This window comes from Nocardioides hungaricus (assembly GCF_054782915.1).
Genome location: NZ_BAAGRO010000004.1, coordinates 107,752 through 126,112 on the forward strand (window position 1 = coordinate 107,752; position 18,361 = coordinate 126,112).

General features: G+C 73.6%; 12 protein-coding genes. 9 read left to right on the forward strand and 3 right to left on the reverse strand.

All coding sequences use genetic code 11. The features are described 5' to 3' along the window. Position 1 precedes the first annotated feature (1 nt). Entirely contained in the window at positions 2-790 is a 789-nt protein-coding gene (locus ACYVKX_RS02255) for a COG4280 domain-containing protein (RefSeq protein ID WP_460828911.1), read from the reverse strand. 181 nt (positions 791-971) lie between these two features. On the opposite strand from ACYVKX_RS02255, the gene ACYVKX_RS02260 reads away from it, so the two are divergent. The 8 genes from ACYVKX_RS02260 (at position 972) to ACYVKX_RS02295 (ending at position 10,005) form a co-directional block, all read left to right on the forward strand. Next, the gene (locus tag ACYVKX_RS02260; protein WP_460828912.1) at positions 972-1,688 is read left to right on the forward strand and encodes a VIT1/CCC1 transporter family protein; all 717 of its coding nucleotides are present in this window, start codon (positions 972-974) and stop codon (positions 1,686-1,688) included. A 40-nt stretch (positions 1,689-1,728) separates the two neighbouring features. Further along, positions 1,729-3,342 carry a PucR family transcriptional regulator gene (locus ACYVKX_RS02265; RefSeq protein ID WP_460828913.1) on the forward strand — a complete coding sequence of 538 codons (1,614 nt, stop codon included), beginning with the start codon at positions 1,729-1,731 and terminating at the stop codon, positions 3,340-3,342. Positions 3,343-3,438: 96 nt separating this feature from the next. Further along, a complete protein-coding gene (locus tag ACYVKX_RS02270) occupies positions 3,439-5,022 on the forward strand; it encodes an amidohydrolase (RefSeq protein WP_460828914.1) in 1,584 nt (527 codons plus the stop codon). Positions 5,023-5,164: 142 nt separating this feature from the next. Next, complete coding sequence (locus ACYVKX_RS02275; RefSeq protein ID WP_460828915.1) at positions 5,165-6,232, forward strand: ABC transporter substrate-binding protein; 1,068 nt, start codon at positions 5,165-5,167, stop codon at positions 6,230-6,232. A 34-nt stretch (positions 6,233-6,266) separates the two neighbouring features. Beyond that, positions 6,267-7,331, forward strand: coding sequence for a FecCD family ABC transporter permease (locus ACYVKX_RS02280; RefSeq protein ID WP_460828916.1), 1,065 nt, complete (start codon positions 6,267-6,269; stop codon positions 7,329-7,331). Positions 7,332-7,338: 7 nt separating this feature from the next. Then, complete coding sequence (locus ACYVKX_RS02285) at positions 7,339-8,400, forward strand: FecCD family ABC transporter permease (protein WP_460828917.1); 1,062 nt, start codon at positions 7,339-7,341, stop codon at positions 8,398-8,400. Next, the gene (locus ACYVKX_RS02290; protein ID WP_460828918.1) at positions 8,397-9,242 is read left to right on the forward strand and encodes an ABC transporter ATP-binding protein; all 846 of its coding nucleotides are present in this window, start codon (positions 8,397-8,399) and stop codon (positions 9,240-9,242) included. Before ACYVKX_RS02285 ends, ACYVKX_RS02290 begins: the two co-directional genes overlap by 4 nt. 16 nt (positions 9,243-9,258) lie before the next feature. Further along, a complete protein-coding gene (locus ACYVKX_RS02295) occupies positions 9,259-10,005 on the forward strand; it encodes an alpha/beta fold hydrolase (RefSeq protein WP_460828919.1) in 747 nt (248 codons plus the stop codon). A 97-nt stretch (positions 10,006-10,102) separates the two neighbouring features. Here ACYVKX_RS02295 and ACYVKX_RS02300 read toward each other — a convergent pair whose 3' ends face one another. Next, complete coding sequence (locus ACYVKX_RS02300) at positions 10,103-10,726, reverse strand: class E sortase (RefSeq protein WP_460828920.1); 624 nt, start codon at positions 10,724-10,726, stop codon at positions 10,103-10,105. Positions 10,727-10,836: 110 nt separating this feature from the next. Then, positions 10,837-16,959, reverse strand: a complete 6,123-nt coding sequence (locus tag ACYVKX_RS02305; protein WP_460828921.1) for a DUF5979 domain-containing protein — start codon at positions 16,957-16,959, stop codon at positions 10,837-10,839. Positions 16,960-17,211: 252 nt separating this feature from the next. Between ACYVKX_RS02305 and ACYVKX_RS02310 the strand changes: the two genes are divergently transcribed. After that, on the forward strand, positions 17,212-18,361 hold a 1,150-nt coding region (locus ACYVKX_RS02310; RefSeq protein WP_460828922.1), incomplete at its 3' end, for an RNA polymerase sigma factor.

Sequence of the window (18,361 nt, forward strand, 5' to 3'; positions counted from 1 at the left end):
GTCAGACCTCCAGTGCGACGGGCGAGGGGACGGCGGCGAGCCGGCGGAAGCGCCGGACGAGGGCCTGCGACAGCGCCCACCAGGCCAGGAGGAGTACGCCGAGAGCGAGGTCCTCGCCGGGCCACTCCAGCGGTTCGGCCGACGCGCCGAAGGCGCCCAGACCCTCCAGGGACCAGAAGGTGCCGAACGTCGCGAGCAGCAGGCCCACGACGTACTTGAGCAGGTTCTCGGGCACGTTCGACAGCGGCTTGTGGATCGCTACGCCGGCGACGAGCACGACGACGGCCGCCACCAGCGCCGCGGTGACCGCGACGGGCATGCTGCTGGCGCTGAGGCCGAAGGTGATGACGATGAAGACGATCTCGACCCCCTCGAGGAACACGCCCTTGAAGGAGATGACGAACGCGAACCAGTCCAGGCCGAGCCGGGTGTCGGTGCCTCCCGCGCGCGACGCCTCCGTGGTGGCCCGGAACTCCTCCGCCTCGTCGTGCAGGGCCTTGAGCCCGCTCGACCGCAGCACCGCCTTGCGCAGCCACTGGAGTCCGAAGACGAGCATCAGGCTGCCGACGACGAGCTGCAGTGCCGCCTCGGGCAACCAGGTCGCGAGCGAGTAGCCGACCACGGCGGTGAAGACCACGAGCGCGACCAGCGCCGATGCGACCCCCGCCAGCGTCGATCGCCAGCCTCGGGTGAGGCCGATCGCGAGCACGATCGTCAGCGTCTCGACGAGTTCGACGATCGCGGCGATGAACACCGTCGCGGCGAGGGCCCATTCCGCAGAGGTCAGCACGCGACGATCGTCGCCAACCCGGACGGGGCCGAGGCATGTGGGACGCGTCAAAGTTCGGGAGCCGGCCTTGTCGGGACCGTCATCGACCGTCGGCGGCCACGCTCGACGGGGACGTCCGCACCTCGTGAGCGCAGCCTCTCCTTGCTTGCGGGAGTCCGCTCCGACGGCTCCCATGACGCCCATGACCACGGCACACGGCACCGACGAGATCGGCCACACCCACGTCGACATCTCCGGCGGCTGGCTGCGCGCGGCGACCTTCGGCGCGATGGACGGGCTGGTCACCAACGTCTCCCTGGTCGCGGGCGTCGGCGCGGCCAGCGGCTCCGCCACGGCGGTGGTGACCGCCGGCCTGGCCGGCCTGGTCGCCGGCGCGTTCTCGATGGCGCTCGGCGAGTACGCCTCCGTCTCGACCCAGAACGAGGCGATCCAGAAGGAGGTCGCGGTCGAGGAGCGCGAGATCCGGGACAACCCGCGCGCCGAGATCGCCGAGCTGGCCGACATGTTCGTGGACATGGGCATGACCGAGCGGACCGCCGCCACGGCTGCCGACGAGGTGCACCGCGACCGGCGCCGCGCCGTACGGCTGCACGTCACCCAGGAGCTCGGGCTCGACCCCGAGGAGACCGCCAGCCCTACGACCGCGGCGATCTCGTCGTTCCTCATGTTCTCCGTCGGCGCGATCGTGCCGCTCCTCCCCTACCTGCTCGGCCGGCCGTCGCTGCCCGGCGGCCTGGCCGCCGGGGGCGTCGGCCTGCTGCTCGCGGGGGCGGCCGCGTCGGCCTTCACCGCCGCGTCGTGGTGGTGGGGCGCGCTCCGCCAGCTGGGGTACGGCGCCCTGGCCGCCTCCGCGACGTACGTCGCCGGGCTGCTGCTCGGCGTCGGGCTCCTGCCGTGAACGCCCGCCAGCCGGGGCCGTGCGTCACTACGATGCCTCGATGGAGAGCTCGCGACGCGAGGCCCGCGGCGTGACCGCCGCCGACCTGGTCGTGATCGGGGCGCCCCTGCAGCTCTACCCCGGGTGGCTGCCGGCGGCGCCGCGCACGATCACGGGCAACTGCGTCATCCACGACGTGGGGGACGAGGTGCCGGACCACCCCGGCGGGGTGCTGCTCCTGGTCGGCGCGCGGCCCGGCGACCCGCTCTCGGTCCCGACGATCAGCGCGGCCGGTGCCCGGGAGTTCGCGTGCGTGGTGGTCAAGGCGCGCGGCGACGACCTGGGCGAGGTGATCGCCGCGGCCGAGGCAGCCGGCGTGGCGCTGATGGTGGCGCCGGACGAGACGTCCTGGCGTGACGTGGACCGGCTGGTCAGCGCGGTCGTGGACGCCCAGGGGTCGTCGACGCCGGCGTACGCCGAGGTCCGGCCCGGGGACCTGTTCGCCCTCGCGAACGCGATCGCCTACAGCGTCGGCGGCGCGACCTCCGTCGAGGACCACAACGGCCGGATGTTCGCCTACTCCAACCTCCCCCACCAGAAGATCGACGACATCCGGCTCCAGAGCATCACCGAGCGCCAGACGCCGGTCCGCGAGGGCGACGCCGAGAACTACCTGCGCGTGCGCAACGCCGACAAGCCGCTCTACTTCAAGAGCCCGCAACCCGAGCTCGCGAGCCGCCTCGCCGTCCCGGTGCGCGCCGGGGACGAGCTGCTCGGCACGATCTGGGTGCTCGACGGCGATCCGCCGCTGCGCAAGGGCGCCCGGCAGGCCCTCGAGGACGCCGCGACCGTGGCCGCCCTCCACCTCCTGCAGATCCGCCAGCAGGAGGACGGCCGGCGGTGGAACCGCGGCGAGGTGCTGTCGCAGCTCCTCGCCGGACGGATCGGACCGGCCGTCGCCTCGGCGCTCGTGGGCCTGCCGGCCACTACGCCGACGACGGTCCTGGCCATCTCGGCAGCCGACGCGGAGTACGCCGACGAGACGCCCGCGCTCGGACTGGCCCGGACCATCAATATGATCAACCTCTACTGCGAGGCCTGGCATCCCCGGGCCATGGCGACCTCGGTGGACGACCGCATCTACGCAGTGCTGCCCGCCCACAAGGCGTCGGCGCGCGGCCGGACGCCGGCCGGCTTCGCGCGCGAGGTCTGCGACACCGTGCGGCGTACCACCGGCGTCACCCTCCGCATCGGCGTCGGCCCCACGGCCGACGCCCTCGAGGGGCTGGCCGAGAGCCGCCGCCTCGCCGACATGACGCTCGCCGCCCTCCTCCGCGCCGGCGACGAGGACGCCGTCGCCACCATCGCGGACATGCGCAGCCGGGTCATGCTCGACGAGCTCGCGGACGGCGGCGTCCTGGACCTCTCGCTGCCCGGCGACCCGCTGGCCGCGATCCGGCAGCACGACCGGGAGCGGCGGACGACGTACTGCGAGTCGCTGCTCGCCTACCTCGACGCCTTCGGCGACACGGCGAGCGCGGCCAAGAGCCTCAACGTCCACGAGAACACCCTGCGCTACCGGATCCGGCGCCTCCCCGAGCTCTTCGACCTCGACCTCAGCGACCCCGAGATCCGCCTGGTCGCCTGGCTGCAGCTCCGGCTGGACCGCGACTGACAGCGGAACCTCTTATCCTCCGCCACAAATCGGCCCCGCGAAACTTCGTGCCGGCGACGAAGATCCGAGGTGCGCCGCGCCCCTAGCGTCCCGGCCATGCACCGTCCCCTGCTCGACCTGGTCATCGAGAACGCCGACCTGGTCACGCTGGACGAGCGACGTCCGCACGCGCGCCGGATCGGCATCCTGCACGGCCGGATCGTCGGGCTGGACGAGCAGATCGACGGCTGGGACGCGGTCGACCGCGTCGACCTCGACGGGGCGTGCGCAGTGCCCGGCCTCATCGACGCCCACACCCATCTCGAGCTCACCGGGCAGACGCTCACCTCGCTCGACATCGGCGGCTGCGCGACCACGGACGCCGCCCTCGGCGCCATCGCAGACGCGGCCGCCACGCTCGCCGAGGAGTGGGTCGAGGTGACCGGCTACGACCACCGCGTCCTGGGTCGCCACCTCACCGCGGCCGAGCTCGACGCGGCGTCGGGCGGGCGCAAGGTCTGGGTCCGGCAGATCTCCAACCACGCCTCCGTCGTGTCGACCGCGGTGCTCGCGGCCGTCGCACCGGAGCACCGCATCGGCCCGGACGCCGCGCGCGGGCTGTTCAAGGAGCGCGACCAGTCGGCGGTGCTCGCCCAACGGATGCCGTACGCCGTCGACGAGGTGGCCGAGCTCGTCACGAGGGCCGCCGAGCAGGCGCGCCGCGAGGGGATCACGCTGTGCGTGGACGCCGGCAACGGCGGCGAGGTCGGTGCCCTCAGCCCGGTGGACGGGGCGGCGTACCAGACGGTGCTGGAGTCCGGTCGGCTCCCGGTCCGCATGCAGCTGATGCCGAGCATGGACGTGCTCCGGGACCTGCCCACGAACGCCGCCGACGGATTCCGCCGGGGCATCGACCTCGGCCTGCGCAGCGGGTTCGGGTCGGACTGGCTGGGCATCGCGGCCCAGAAGGTCGTCATCGACGGCGGCATGCAGGTCGAGACCGCCCGGATGTCCCGGCCCTACGAGGGCACCGACAACGTGGGGGTCTGGCGTCAGCCCCCGTCCGAGATGCTCGACGCCGTCGTCGACGGCCACCGGGCCGGGTGGCAGATGGCGTTGCACGCGATCGGGGACGCCGCCCTCGACCTGGCGATCGAGGCGCTCGAGAAGGCGCAGGCCGCGTGGCCGCGACCGGACGCGCGGCACCGGATCGAGCACGGCGGCGTGATCCGCGACGACCAGCTGCCCCGGCTGGCCGCGCTCGGTGCGTCGGTGATCTCGCAGCCGGCGTTCCTCTACGACTACGGCGACGGCTACGTGCGCCAGCTCGGACCGGACCGCGCCGGCTGGCTCTACCGCGGCCGGTCGCTCCTCGACCACGGGATCCGGCTGGTCGGCAGCAGCGACCGCCCCCTCCCGGGCAGGCCGCTGCAGGCGATCCAGACCCTGGTCGACCGCACCAGCAACAGCGGCCGGGTGATCGCCCCGGACGAGCGCATCGGTCTCGAGGCGGCGCTGCGCGCGTTCACCGCGGACGCGGCCTGGGTGCTGCGCCGCGAGGACCGCCTCGGTCGCCTGGCTCCCGGCTACCTCGCCGACCTCACGATGCTCGCCGAGAGCCCGTTCCGGGTCGATCCAGCTGCCATCGCCGACATCGCGGTGCTCGGCACCGTGGTGGACGGCCGGCCGTGGTGGGCATGAGGACCCCCGGTGCCCGACGGTTATCGGGGACCACAAGGCACGAGCCGCAGACAGTGCTCTGCCATAAGGCGGGACCCGTCGGTCCCGTCCTAGCCTTCCGGAATCCGACACCACCACATCAGGCACATCAGGGACGGACACCATGACCCCACTCGACATCCCCAGCGGACTCGGCCGTCGTGGATTCCTGACCGTCATCGGCGGCGCCGCCGTCGCCGCACTGTCGGCGTGCACGAACGACGCGAACTCGCCCTCCGCGCCCACGAGCGGCTCGACCGGCGGATCGGCCGGTGGCGACGCCTTCCCCGTCACCGTCACCCACAAGTTCGGCGAGACGACCATCCCCGCCGCCCCCCAGCGGATCGTCGCGCTCGGCCAGACCGACTGCGACCCGCTCATCGCGCTCGGCATCACGCCGGTGGCCATCGGCTCGTTCCTGGACGACTGGTACAACCCGGTCTTCCCGTGGAACGAGGCCGGCTTCGACGGCAAGCCCGAGGAGGTGCGCTTCTTCGACATCGAGTTCGAGAAGGTCGCCGCCCTCGCCCCCGACCTGATCACGATGGTCAGCGGCGGCATCACCAAGAAGGAGTACGAGACCCTCAGCAAGATCGCGCCGGTCGTGGCTGCGCCCGTCGGCTACGCGGACAGCGCCGTGCCCTACGGCCCGCACACCGAGCTGATCGGCAGGGCCGTGGGCAAGGAGGCGGAGGCTTTGGAGGCCGTCGCCGCCCTGGACGAGCAGTTCAGCCGGCTCCGCGAGGAGTACCCGGACTGGCAGGGGCTCACCGCCGTCCACGCCGAGGCCTACACCGGCTCCTACTACGTGCTCGGCGAGAACGCGCCGCGGACGACGTTCCTCACCTCGCTCGGCTTCGTCCTGTCACCCGAGCTCGCCGACATCGTCGGAGAGGAGTACTCCAAGGAGATCAGCGCAGAGAAGCTGGACCTGGTGGGCGACCTCGACCTGGTCGTCTGGTCCACCGACGAGGGCGCCATCGCGAAGGTGCAGGCCAACCCGGTGATATCCCAACTGGACTCGGTCAAGACGGGCAACGCCATCTGGATGACCTACGCCGCGACCGACACGTTCATGTGGGCGATGGACTGGTCCACCGTGCTGAGCACCCCGCACGCGATCCAGAAGGGGATCCCGCTGATCGAGGCGGCTCTGGCCGGGGAGAGCCCGATCGCGGAAGACTTCGCGTGACGGTGTCGCCCGGACGGAGGCTGGAGATGGAGCCGTGACCACCGAGACCGCGGACCAGCCGGTCCCCACGGTGGACGTCGCGCCGACGTCCGCCGTACGGCGGTCGCGCGCCCTGCTCCTCGGCGGGCTCGGCATCGGCCTCCTGGCCCTCCTCGTCGTCGTCGTGCTCAGCCTCGGCATCGGGGCGCGCACCCTGTCCCCGGGGACGGTGTGGGACTCCCTCCTCCGCGGGGGTGACAGCGAGGCCGCCCTGATCGTGCGCGGCCTCCGCGTCCCCCGCACGATCGCGGGCGTCCTCGTCGGCGCCGCGCTCGGCCTCGCGGGGGCCCTCATGCAGGCGCTCACGCGCAACCCGCTCGCGGATCCCGGCATCCTCGGCGTCAACGCCGGCGCCTCGTGCGCCGTGGTCCTCGCGATCGCCTACCTCGGCATCACCCAGCTCGAGCAGTACGTCTGGTTCGCCCTCCTCGGCGCGGCGGTCGCGACCGTCGTGGTCTACCTGCTCGGGTCGACCGGGCGTGGCGGCGCCTCCCCGGTCCGGCTCGTCCTGGCCGGCGCCGCCGTGACGGCGTTCCTCACCGGCGTCATCTCGGCCGTCGTCTTGACCAACAGCATCGCCTTCAACGGCTTCCGCTCGTGGACGGTGGGATCCCTCCAGCAGGCCGACTCCTCGGTGGTCGCCCAGGTCGCGCCGTTCCTGCTCGTCGGGTTCGCCTGCGCGATCTTCCTCGGGCCCTCCCTCAACACCATCGCGCTCGGCGACCAGCTCGCCGCCGCCCTCGGCGCCCGCGTCGCGCGCGTGCGCGTGGTCGGCATCGTCGCCACCACCCTGCTGTGCGGAGCGGCGACGGCGGTGGCCGGCCCGATCGCGTTCGTCGGCCTCGTCGTCCCGCACGCCGTCCGGGCGCTCACCGGACCCGACCACCGCTGGATCCTCCCGTTCTCGATGGTCGCGGGAGCAGTCCTGGTCCTCCTCTCCGACGTCATCGGCCGCCTGGTGCTCTGGCCCTCGGAGCTCGAGGTGTCCGTGGTCACCGCCGTGATCGGCGCCCCCGTGTTCATCGCGATCGTCCGCCGGCGCCGGCTGGCCGAGCTGTGAGGCCCCGGTGACCGAGCTGACCGCATCGAAGTCGCGCCTCGTCGACGTCCGCCTGCCCGGCGCCATCCGGGTCCGCGCCCTGCGCCGTTCGGTGGTCTGCGTCGCGGTCGTGCTGGCGCTGACCGCCGCGCTGATGGTCTGGCAGCTCACCACCGGCGACTACCCGCTGGCGCCGGCACGGGTGTGGGCGACGCTGCGCGGACAGGGCGACCCCGGCGAGGAGTTCATCCTCTACACGCTGCGCCTGCCCCGCTCGCTCACGGCGGTGCTGGCCGGCGCCGCCTTCGGGGCGAGCGGCGCGGTCTACCAGAGCGTCACCCGGAACCCGCTCGGCAGCCCCGACATCATCGGCTTCACGTACGGCGCCGCCGTCGGTGCCGTGTTCGCCATCGTCGTGCTGCGCTCCTCCGACACAGTCGTCACGGCGTCCGCGGTGGGCGGCGGCCTGGCGATCGCCGCGCTCGTCTACGCACTGTCCTTCCGGTCCGGCGGGGTCCAGGGCTACCGGCTGATCCTGGTGGGCATCGGCGTGAGCGCCGTACTGGCGTCGTTCATCTCCTACCTGATCCTCAAGGCGAACATCGTCTACGCCCAGGAGGCCTACGTCTGGCTCACCGGCAGCCTCAACAACCGCACCTGGGGGGACGTGTGGATCGGGGCGGTGGGCCTCGCGATCCTGGCGCCGCTGCTCGTGGCGCTGGGTCCGGGGCTGCGGATGACCGAGATGGGCGACGACGCGGCCCGGGCGCTGGGGGTCGCGGTCGAGCGGAACCGGATCTGCGCCCTCGGCTTCGGCGCCGCCCTGTGCGCCGTCGCGGTGCTCTGCGCCGGCCCGGTCACGTTCGTCGCCCTGGCCGCACCCCAGATCGCCAAACGCCTGGTCGCGTCGCCGACCGTGCAGGTCATCCCGTCGATGGCCGTCGGCGCCCTGCTGCTCCTCGGCAGCGACACCCTGGCCCAGCGCGTCGTGCCCACGGCCGACCTCCCCGTCGGGGTCATGACGCTCGCCCTGGGCGGCGCCTACCTGGCGTGGCTCATCGCTCGTGAAGGAAGGAGCAGGATCGGATGACCACTCTGCCCGCGGGCGGTGTCCCGCCGGACGGACCGGCCGTCCTGGTCGGCGCCGGGCTCCACCTCACCTACGAGTCGGTCATCGTCGCCACCGATCTCGACGTCGAGATCCCGCGCGGGTCCCTGACCATGATCATCGGGCCCAACGGCTGCGGGAAGTCGACGCTGCTCAAGGCGCTGTCGCGGATGCTGAAGCCGAGCCGGGGCTCGGTCCTGCTCGACGGCGCGGACATCCACGGCCTCCCGACCAAGGCGGTCGCCCGGCGCCTCGGCCTGCTGCCGCAGAGCCCGATCGCGCCCGACGGCATCACCGTGGCGGACCTGGTCTCCCGGGGGCGCTACCCCTACCAGCAGCTGCTGCGCCAGTGGTCCCGCGACGACGAGCTGATCGTGAACGAGGCGATGGCCGCCACCGGCGTCAGCCAGTTCGCGCAGCGCGGCGTCGACGAGCTCTCCGGCGGCGAGCGGCAGCGCGTCTGGCTGGCCATGGTCCTCGCCCAGCAGACCGGGACCCTGCTGCTCGACGAGCCCACGACGTACCTCGATCTCGCGCACCAGATCGATGTGCTCGAGCTGTGCGAGACCGTCCGGACCACCCGGGACATGACGATCGTGGTGGTCATGCACGAGCTGAACCTCGCGGTCCGGTACGCCGACCACCTGATCGTGATGCGCGCCGGGCAGGTCGAGGCCGTGGGCTCGCCCGCCGAGATCGTGACCGAGGAGCTGGTCGAGCGGACCTTCGGCCTGCCCTGCCAGGTCGTGCCCTGCCCGGAGACCGGGAAGCCGATGATCGTCCCGCGCACGCGTGCGGCCGACCGCGCTCCGGCCCCGCGCTGAGACCGGAGGACGTGGCATGCCCTACGTCGACCTGGGCGGTGTCGCCGGCTACTACGAGATCCACGGAGCCGGCCCACCGGTCCTGCTGCTCCACGGCGGCTACTGCTCCATCGAGACCCTGCAGGCACAGATCGACCACCTCGCGCGCGACTACGAGGTGCACGCCCCGGAGCGTCCCGGCCAGGGGCGTACGGCGGACCGCGAGGGGCCGATCACCTTCGCCGGCATGGTCGACGACACGGTCGCCTACCTGGACGCCGTCGGCGTGCCGGCGGCCCACGTCGTCGGGTTCAGCGACGGCGCGATCACCGGCCTTCTCCTGGCCCGCGACCACGCCCACCGGGTGCTGTCGCTGGTCTCCATCAGCGCCAACCTCGACCCCGCCGGTCTCGTGGAGGACGACGAGTCACCCCCGGACGGGACCGGGCGATCCGAGGAGCCCGACCCGTTCGGCGAGGCCTACGACCGGCTCTCGCCCGACGGTCCCGGCCACCGCGAGGTGGTGCTCGAGAAGCTGGTCGCGATGTGGAAGGTCGAGCCGCAGATCGCGCCCGCGTCGCTGGCCGCGGTCCGCGCTCCCACGCTGGTCGTCGCCGGCCAGCACGACTCGATCCGCACCGACCACACCCTGGAGATCGCGCGTGCCGTCCCCGGCGCCCAGGTCGCGATCGTGCCGGGCGCCAGCCACCTCGTGATGCAGGAGCGACCCACCCTGGTCAACCTGCTGCTCTCCGAGTTCCTCACCCGCGCGACGTCCGACTGAGCGCTGCGGAAGCGATCGAGAGCCCGCGCCGCGGGGTGGGGCCGAAGGTCGGTCCACCGGTGACGAGGTACGCCGACCGGCGGCTCAGGACACGTGCTCAGGAGCGGACGGCGGTCCCGACGAGCTTCGCGAACGCCACCAGCCTGCCGTCGGTGCGGAACAGCTCCGAGCAGGTGACGAGGGTGAGCAGCCGCGAGCCGGGCCGCTGGAGAGGCTGGACGCCGCCGGGGTCGGGGTTGGCGGGAAGCCGGTCGAGGACCCAGCCGGCCGAGGAGGGGACCGTCAGCGCGTCTCCGGACGTCACCAGCTCGTAGGTGTAGGTCGCCTCGGCCGTGTCGACCAGGATCCGGTCGCCGACCTCGAGGTCCGGGAGGTTGCGGAAGGGCTCGCCGCGGGTGACGCGGTGCCCCGCCAGCGCGTAGTTGCCGCGCTGTCCCGGGCCGGCGGTCCCGGCGAAGTGGCCGATGCCCGCGGCCAGCGCGTCGTCGGCGGTGCCGTCGAACACCGGGACCGCGAAGTCGGAGCCGAAGGCCGGGATCCGGACCAATGCCCGGGCCGTCCCCTGGTCGACGGCGACCGTGGCCTCGCCCTGTCGCCAGCTCCCGCGCAGCTCCTCGGCGACCGCCGCCTGCTGCCGCTTGGACACCCAGGTCGTGCCGAACAGCTGCCACCCGACGTAGCCCGCGAGCACCAGCCCCGACAACGCCAGTACGACGCCCACCAGGCCGAGCCAGCCCAGACGCCCGCGCCGACGCCCATGCCCATGCCCAGACGACCGCCCGGGACGGGGCGGCCGGCGCCGGCGCGGGCCGGGCGGCTCGGGGTTCGCGGTCACTCCCGGGACGGCCCCGGACGCCGGCCCCAGCGAGCGAGCGCCAGCCCGCCGACGACCAGGGTCAGCGCGAGGGCGAGCAGCCCGAAGGCCGGGCCGCCGAGGTCGGGCAGCGCGCCGGCACCGGTGCCGCCGACGCCGTCCGGGTTGCCGCCGCCGGCGCCGCCGACGCCACCCGGGTTGCCGCCGCCGGTGCCGCCGGTGCCGTCGAAGGTGTTCACCACGGTCACGGTGCGGTCCTGGTCGACCACGACCGCGCCGTCGGCCGGACCGCTCCGCGGCCGGCCCTCCCGATAGGTGACCGTCGCCGCGTCGGGCGCGTCGACCTCGACCACGGTGCAGGTCGCGCCGAGCGGCACCCGGATCGTGCGGCGCCCGCCGTCGCGGAGCTCGAACGACGCGTCCTGGGGACGCAGCTCGACGGGGCCCTCGTCGGTGGTGCACTCGACCTCGAAGGAGTAGGGGCCGGCCGGACCGCCGACGACCTTCTTGGTGACCTCGAGCTCCGCGGCCGCGAACTCGTTGGTGACCGTGACGGCGCCCGGCTGCTCGCCGAGCACCACGGCCGTCGACGGGTCGCCGTAGTCGACGCTCGTCCGCGTCGCACCGCCGGCATCGGTCTCGACGACCCAGCACCGGGCGCCGATGGGCAGGTCCGGCACGGTGACCGGCGCACCCGGGGCGATCGAGTACGGCGCGGCCGTGAGGATCGGCGTCTCGACGCCGTCCTGCGGCAGCACGCAGCTGACGGCGAGCTCGTACTCACGGCCGGCGGCGTAGTCCGCGGCGTCGCCCGTCACGACCTTGTCGACGACCAGGCTGGTGAGCGCGAAGGTGTTGGTCACCTCGAGCTCGAGGCTCTGGACCACGGCCGGCTGGCCGGCGGCCACGACGAGCGCGTCGTCGAAGCTGCCCGCGTTGACCGCCTGGCCGCTCGCACCGCCGGTGCCGCTCTCGACGGCCCAGCAGCGCGCGCCGACGGGCAGCAGGACGGGGTTGCCCAGGGCGTCCTCGAGCTGGATCCGCTCACCCCCGCGGATCTGGGCGGCCGCCGAGAAGAGGACGTTGGTCGGGCTGCCGATCGCGCAGGTGACGTCGACGGTGAACACCGCACCGGTGGCGTACGCCGCGGTCGCACCGTCGCCGGCGAGCACCTTGCCGAGTGCGACCGTGCCGGCCGAGAACTCGTTGGTGAACGTCGCGCGGACGGTGTTGTCGCTGGCGTTCTCGACGATCGTGACCGTCACCGGCGGCGGCGTCGCGTCGGCGCCGCCGTCGTCGGTCTCGGTGACGGTGCAGACGGCCCCGACCGGCAGCGCCAGCGGCACGTCCGCGACCAGCTCGGTCCGACCGTCCGGCCGCGGCACCGTCACGGTCACCGGTCCGATCGAGCGGCCTGCGAACGTGCATGAGACGCGGTACTCGAACGGGCCGGCCGGCAGCGCGGCGCCGGTGCCGGCGATGCGCTTGAGGATCTGCAGGTTGCCGCTCTCGAACCTGTTCGTCACCGTCAGGCTCGGCGGCGTGCTCGCACCGGCGGTGACCAGCACGCCGGCCACGGGGCTGACCGACGCCGACGTCGCGCCGCCGCTGTCGAGCTCGGTGGCGGTGCAGGTCGAGCCGACCGGCGCGCTCAGCGTGCGGCGGTCGTTGCCGACCAGGTTCACGGTCACGGGGAAGCCGTCCGCGGTGCGGCCGCCCATGGTGCACACCACCTGGACGGGGTAGGTCGTGCCCGCGCCGTACGCCGCGGCGTCGCCGGTGACCTGCTTGACCAGCTCGATGTCGGCGAGCGGGTAGCTGTTGGTGACCGTGACGGTCGCCGCCGGCGCCGGGTCCGGGCCGAGCTGGGGATCGATCGTGACGACCGCGGGACTGTCGGCGGGGTAGTTGGTCACGCCGCCTGCGGCGTCCTCCTCCCAGACCCGGCAGACCGCGCCGCCCGGCAGGCCGGTGACGTCGGCGGACTCGCCGGGCCGCAGGGTCAGCGTGCCCTCGGCCACCACCTGGGCCGGGTTGCCGATCGGCGTGATGCGGCAGGAGTAGTCGATCTCGAACGCGCGGTCGGCCACCGGCAGGCCGCCGGGGTTGGCCAGCAGCTCCTTCGCGACGCGCAGGGTGCCGTACGCCGTCGCGACACCGACCTGGATCGGCTCGGTCGGCGGCAGCACGCGAGTGGCGTTGTTGGCGCGGCGGGTGGTCTCGGCGTGGCCGAAGGAGTTCCACGCGATCGTCGGGTCGGCGACCTGGGTCACGTCGAGCGGCGTATCCATGGAGAACGTGATGCTCACGCCGTCGCCCGGCGCCAGCGGCGTCGGCCACGCGACCCGCATCTGCGCCGCCACGGCGTCCCTGCCGAAGCCGTCGGCCCAGGTGCCGGCGCCGCAGGCGTCGGTCATCGAGAGGTCGGCGGTGCACACGCCCGCCTCGCTGTTCGCGTAGGTCGTGGTGAGCGTGCCGCTCCCGACGAGCACCGGCTCGGTGGCCAGGCGCGGCCGGTTGTCCCACTGGGTGCCGCGGTCGGTGCCGCTGAGCACGACGCCCTTGTCGCCCTGGACCGGGAACCGGTCGATGATGCGCATCGCGGTGGCCGGCTCGGTGCCGGCGTTGACCATGCGCAGCAGGTAGTCGTAGCGGTCGCCGGGGTTGACCAGCGCGACGCACGGGTAGGCCGTGTAGGTCCGGCCGTCCTGGGTCAGGGACGGGCAGGACGGGTCGCCGACGGGCACCGGCTTGAGATTGCGGTTGTCCCACCAGCCGAGCGCGTCGTTGCCGGCCACCCACTTGCGGGCCTCGAAGGCCGCGCCGGCCTTGGTCGTGACCGCGGCCGAGTCGGTGCACCAGGTGCCGGTGCCGAGGGTGCCGTCGGTCGACGTGCCGGTGCCGGCAGCGCAGGCCAGGCCGTCGGCCGGGGAGGTGGCGCCCATGAGGTTGGTGCTGACCTGACCCTCGGTCACGCCGGGCGCCAGCCGCACCTGGATCTCGATCGTGAACGTCGCGCCGGGCCGCATCACCCAGTCGCCGAACGACCAGCGCAGCTCGTCGATCCGGCCGCCGCCGCTGCTGGTGGGCGTGAACGTCGGCGTCGGGAGGGCCTCGGTGCCGGCCGGCACCTGCACGTCGACGATGCGGTAGCCGGTGCCGGACTGGTAGGTCTCGTCGAAGCTGAGGCCGGCGGGCAGCAGGTCGGTGACCACGACGCCGGGCAGGTCCGCCGTGCCGGAGTTGGTGACCTGGAGCCGGAAGGGCGCGGTCTCGCCCGGCGCAATTGCGCTGTTGGGGCTCTTGTCGACGTCGAGCTGGGGATCGCCCTCGACCAGGTCGAGGGTGGCCTCGACCGGGTCGATCGTGGCGATCGTGCCCGGGGCCTGCAGCCGGGTCTCGTAGCCGGCCACCGCGGTGTTGTCGAGCTGGGCCGGCGGGGCCGTGGCGGGGTCCGAGCGCAGTGTGCTGCGCGGGTGCACGTCGAGCACGACGACGCCGGTGCAGCCGGCCGGCGTCGGCGAGCCCTCGCAGGGGCGCAGCGAGTAGCCGCCGTCGGAGTTGGTGAACGTCAGCCGGACGCCGATCACGTCCTGCTCGTCGACCTGGTCGGGCAGGCCGAAGCCGCTTCCCACCGGGTTGCCGGTCACCCAGCCGCTCGCGGTGAGCGCGTCGACCTGGAGGCGGTTGGCGCCCACCGGGAAGCTCACCGAGCGGATCCGGCCGAAGTCGACGGCGTCGAAGAAGTCGCTGTCGGTGTCGGTGACCTGGAGCTGCTTCGCGCTGACGTTGCCGGTGTTGGCCACGGCCAGCCGGACCTGCGCGGTCTGCTGGGGGACTCCGGGGATCGGCGCCGGCAGCTGGCCGGGCGAGATCGACTTGTTGAGCACGGCGCCGCTGGCGGCTGGCGCCGTCAGGAGCTCGGCCGAGCAGACCGGGTCGCCGGTCCAGTCGACCGCGGCCGCGGCGAAGCAGTTGCTCAGCGTGGTGCCGTCCGGCACCCCGGCCCGGCGCTCCATCACGAGGTCGACGAACACCCGCTTGGTCGGAGCGAGCTCGCCGCGGACGAGCGCACGCACGCCGGTGGCGCGGGCCAGCAGCGCGGTGTCGGAGGCGGCGTACGGCGCCCAGGCCCCAGCGTTGGCGTTGGCGTCCGGGTCGAAGACCTCGAGGTCGACGGTGGGCACCCCGGTGTCCTTGCGCACGGCCGCCGAGACCAGCGACAGCGCCGTGAACGGGTTGCCGGTCGTGCGCGGCGTGCCGTCCGCCTCGACCGGCGGGTCGTTGAGCACCGGGTCGACGAGCGGGACGTTGCCGTTGTTGGTGAGGGTCAGCGTGAACGGGATCGGCTGGCCCAGCGGCACCGAGGTCTGGCCGACGGTCTTCACGCCGCTGCCGCCGCTGCGGCGTGCCTCGACGGGCAGCGTGGCGCAGGCGGTGCCGGCGGTGGTGCCCGTGCTGTCGGAGACGTCCGCCTGCGCGCGGTAGGCCGCGCAGTTGCCGACGCCCGGGGAGGCGCCGCCCGGCAGGTCGTCGTTGGTGACGCCGCCGTTGAGCGTGCCGTGCAGGTCGAGGTACGACGTGGAGCCGATCGCGATCGACGGCTTCCCCTCGCCGTCGACGCCCGTGTAGAGCACCTCGACGCCGGTGACCCGGGTGCCCGGGCGGGCGACGTCCACCGTCGCCGTGGCCGACAGCGTCTGCACGAGGTCGGCGCTGCCGTCGGCGTACTTGACGGTCAGACTCCCGGACGTGGCCCCGGCCGGGAAGCGCAGCCGCACCTTCGTCACGTCGAGCTTCGCGAACTCCGAGGCCGGGGCGCCGGCGTCCGGCTCGGTGATGCGCACCTGTCGCAGCGGGAAGGCGGAGTCGTTGCGCACCGAGACGGTGGCCGAGACCGGGGAGCTCTGGCCGACCACGGCGTACTCGCCGTTCTCGCGGGTGAAGTTGGCGTTGGTGTCGGCGACGAAGGTCTTCTGCGCGCTCACCAGCACGGTGCCGGGCAGCACGTCGAACGGCGCGCACGCCGCCGCACCACTGGTCAGGGTGTCGGTCTCGTCGACCGCCCCGGGCACGGCGCAGTTGCTGACCGTGACCTTGCTGGTCGGCGCGACGACCGCCCCCGTCGAGCGGAGCGTGTCCCGCAGCTCGAGGCCCAGACGGACCTGGCCGCCGGTGGCGTCGTAGGGGAGCGCGGCGCCGGCGCTGTCGGTGAAGCGCACCCGGATCCCGGTGACGTCGCCGGGCGCGACGGCGCCGGGGAGCGCGAGCGGACCGGCCGACGAGGCGGCCGGCCCACCGGACCAGGCGCTCTCGTCGGCGCACGCCGACCCGGCCGCCGTACAGACCAGGAGCTGCGCGCGGTCCGCGCCGGCCGGGAAGGAGACGAGCTCGACACCGGTGAGGTCGAAGTACTCGTAGGTCGCGGGCGTCGTGTCGGTGAGCCTCAGCTCTCGGACGCTCGCCGAGCTCGACGAGGCGTTGCGCACCCCCAGGGTCACGGTGGTGGCCTCGCCGCTGCCGGCGATCGCCGATCCGTCCGCCCAGGCCTTGGTCGCGACCGGTCGCACCTCGCGCGGCACCGAGACCGGCAGCACGTTCTCGGCGGTCGCCGCGGGTGCGTTGTCGGCGACGGTCGAGGCCTCGTTGGTGATCTCCGTGCCGTCGGGCATCGAGGTGTCGGCGGGCAGGCGCATGCCGATGTCGAACACCCGCGTCGAGCCGTCGTTGAGGCCGACCTCGCCGACCGGCTCCTGCAGCGGCTCGAGGAAGCGGACGGTCAGGGTGCGGGTCGAGGCGTCATAGGCGACCTCCCGCGTCTCGGTCGACTGCGGCAGCGAGGTCACGTCGAGCCCGGCGGGCAGCACGTCGGTGACCGTCTGGTTGACGCAGCCGGTCGTCAGGCCCGAGCACCGCACGGTGAGCGTGTAGGTGAACTGGGCGCCCGGGGTCACCGTCGACCCGTCGAGGCTGCTCTCCTTGGTGATGCCGACCTGCGACTGCGCCGGCGCCGCATCGGCGGCCCCCACGAGCGCCGTCGCCACGAGCGCCGTACTCGCCATCACCAGCGCCATCGTCGACATCACTGCCGACCCGAGCACTCCGCGCCACCGGGCCTTGCCCATCTGCTGTCCCCACATCCGTTGTCGCCGTCGTCTTGGCGACGAGCACGAGCCCGACGCCAGGTTGAGGACCACCGATCCGCCGATCGCTTACGCCTCCTGCGACCGCGCGTCGATCGGTCTAGACCGATCGGCTTCCGCGCTACGGAGCAGGGTGAATCACCGGGTGAAACCCGCCGTCGCCCGCGACTCGCTGCCAGGAACGAACGCCGGCTCGGCGAGCCTGCACAGGGTGCGTTCGCGAGGCGCCCGCGAGGAGTAGTGACCCGGATGACCGCGTTCTTGGCACCTGAGTCCGCGAGCGACCTCGACCTCATCTCCGCCGCCGGAGACGGGGACAGCGAGGCGGTGGCGGTGCTCTATGCCCGACACCACGACGCCGCCGTCCGCTATGCCCGCGGTCTCACCGACCCGACGACGGCCGAGGACCTCGTCGCGGAGGCGTTCGCCAAGCTGCTGGAGAGCATCCGAGCCGGCGGCGGGCCACAGCTGGCGTTCCGGGCCTACCTGCTGCGGACCGTGCACAACGTCTACGTCAACCATGTCCGCCGCGACAGCCGGCACGCGTGGGTCGAGGACGCCGACCAGCTCGACGTCGCCGTGCCCGACGAGACCGAGCGGTGGCAGGAGTCCAGCCTGCTGGCTGCCTCGTTCGCGTCGCTGCCCGAGCGCTGGCAGGCCGTGCTGTGGCACACCACCGTCGAGGGCGACGACCACGAGACCGTCGGCCGGCTCCTCGGACTCAAGCCGAACGCCGTCGCCGCACTGGCCTTCCGCGCTCGCGAGGGTCTGCGCGGCGCCTACCTCGCGGCCCACCTGAGCGAGACCTGCGACGAGGCCTGCCGCCCGTACCGCGAGGATCTCCCCCTCTACGCACGCAGCCGCCTGCGCGGCCGCCGCCGGCAGCGGCTCGAAGCCCACCTCGCCGCCTGCCCGGACTGCACCGCGGCCTATCTCGAGCTCCACGCGCTCAGCACCGACCTCGGCGCCGTCCTGGCCCCGGTACTGCTCGGTGCCGCGGCGGCGACGTACGCCGGCACCGGCACCGGCACCGCGGCGGCTGGAGGCGTGGTCGGACTGTTCGCGGACAAGCCGTGGTTGGTCTCGCTCGGCGCGGGCGTGTCCGCCGCGGCCGTGGTCGCGACGGCCGTCGGCGCCGTGGCGTGGGTGGGGCGGGGCGACGGGCCGGGCGGCGCGACCGTGGCCCCGTCGCCGCAACTGTCCGAGCCCACCTCGCGGGCCGCCGCTCCGACCGCCTCGGCGACCGCGTCTCCGACGCGGCCGCGGCCCGCACCCACGACGGTGGTCGTCGTGCCCCCGTCGCGCACCCCGATCCCGACCCCGCCTACGGCCCCGTCGCCGACCGCGACACCGTCGCCGACGCCGACCCCACCGGCAACCCCCACCCCGACCCCGACCC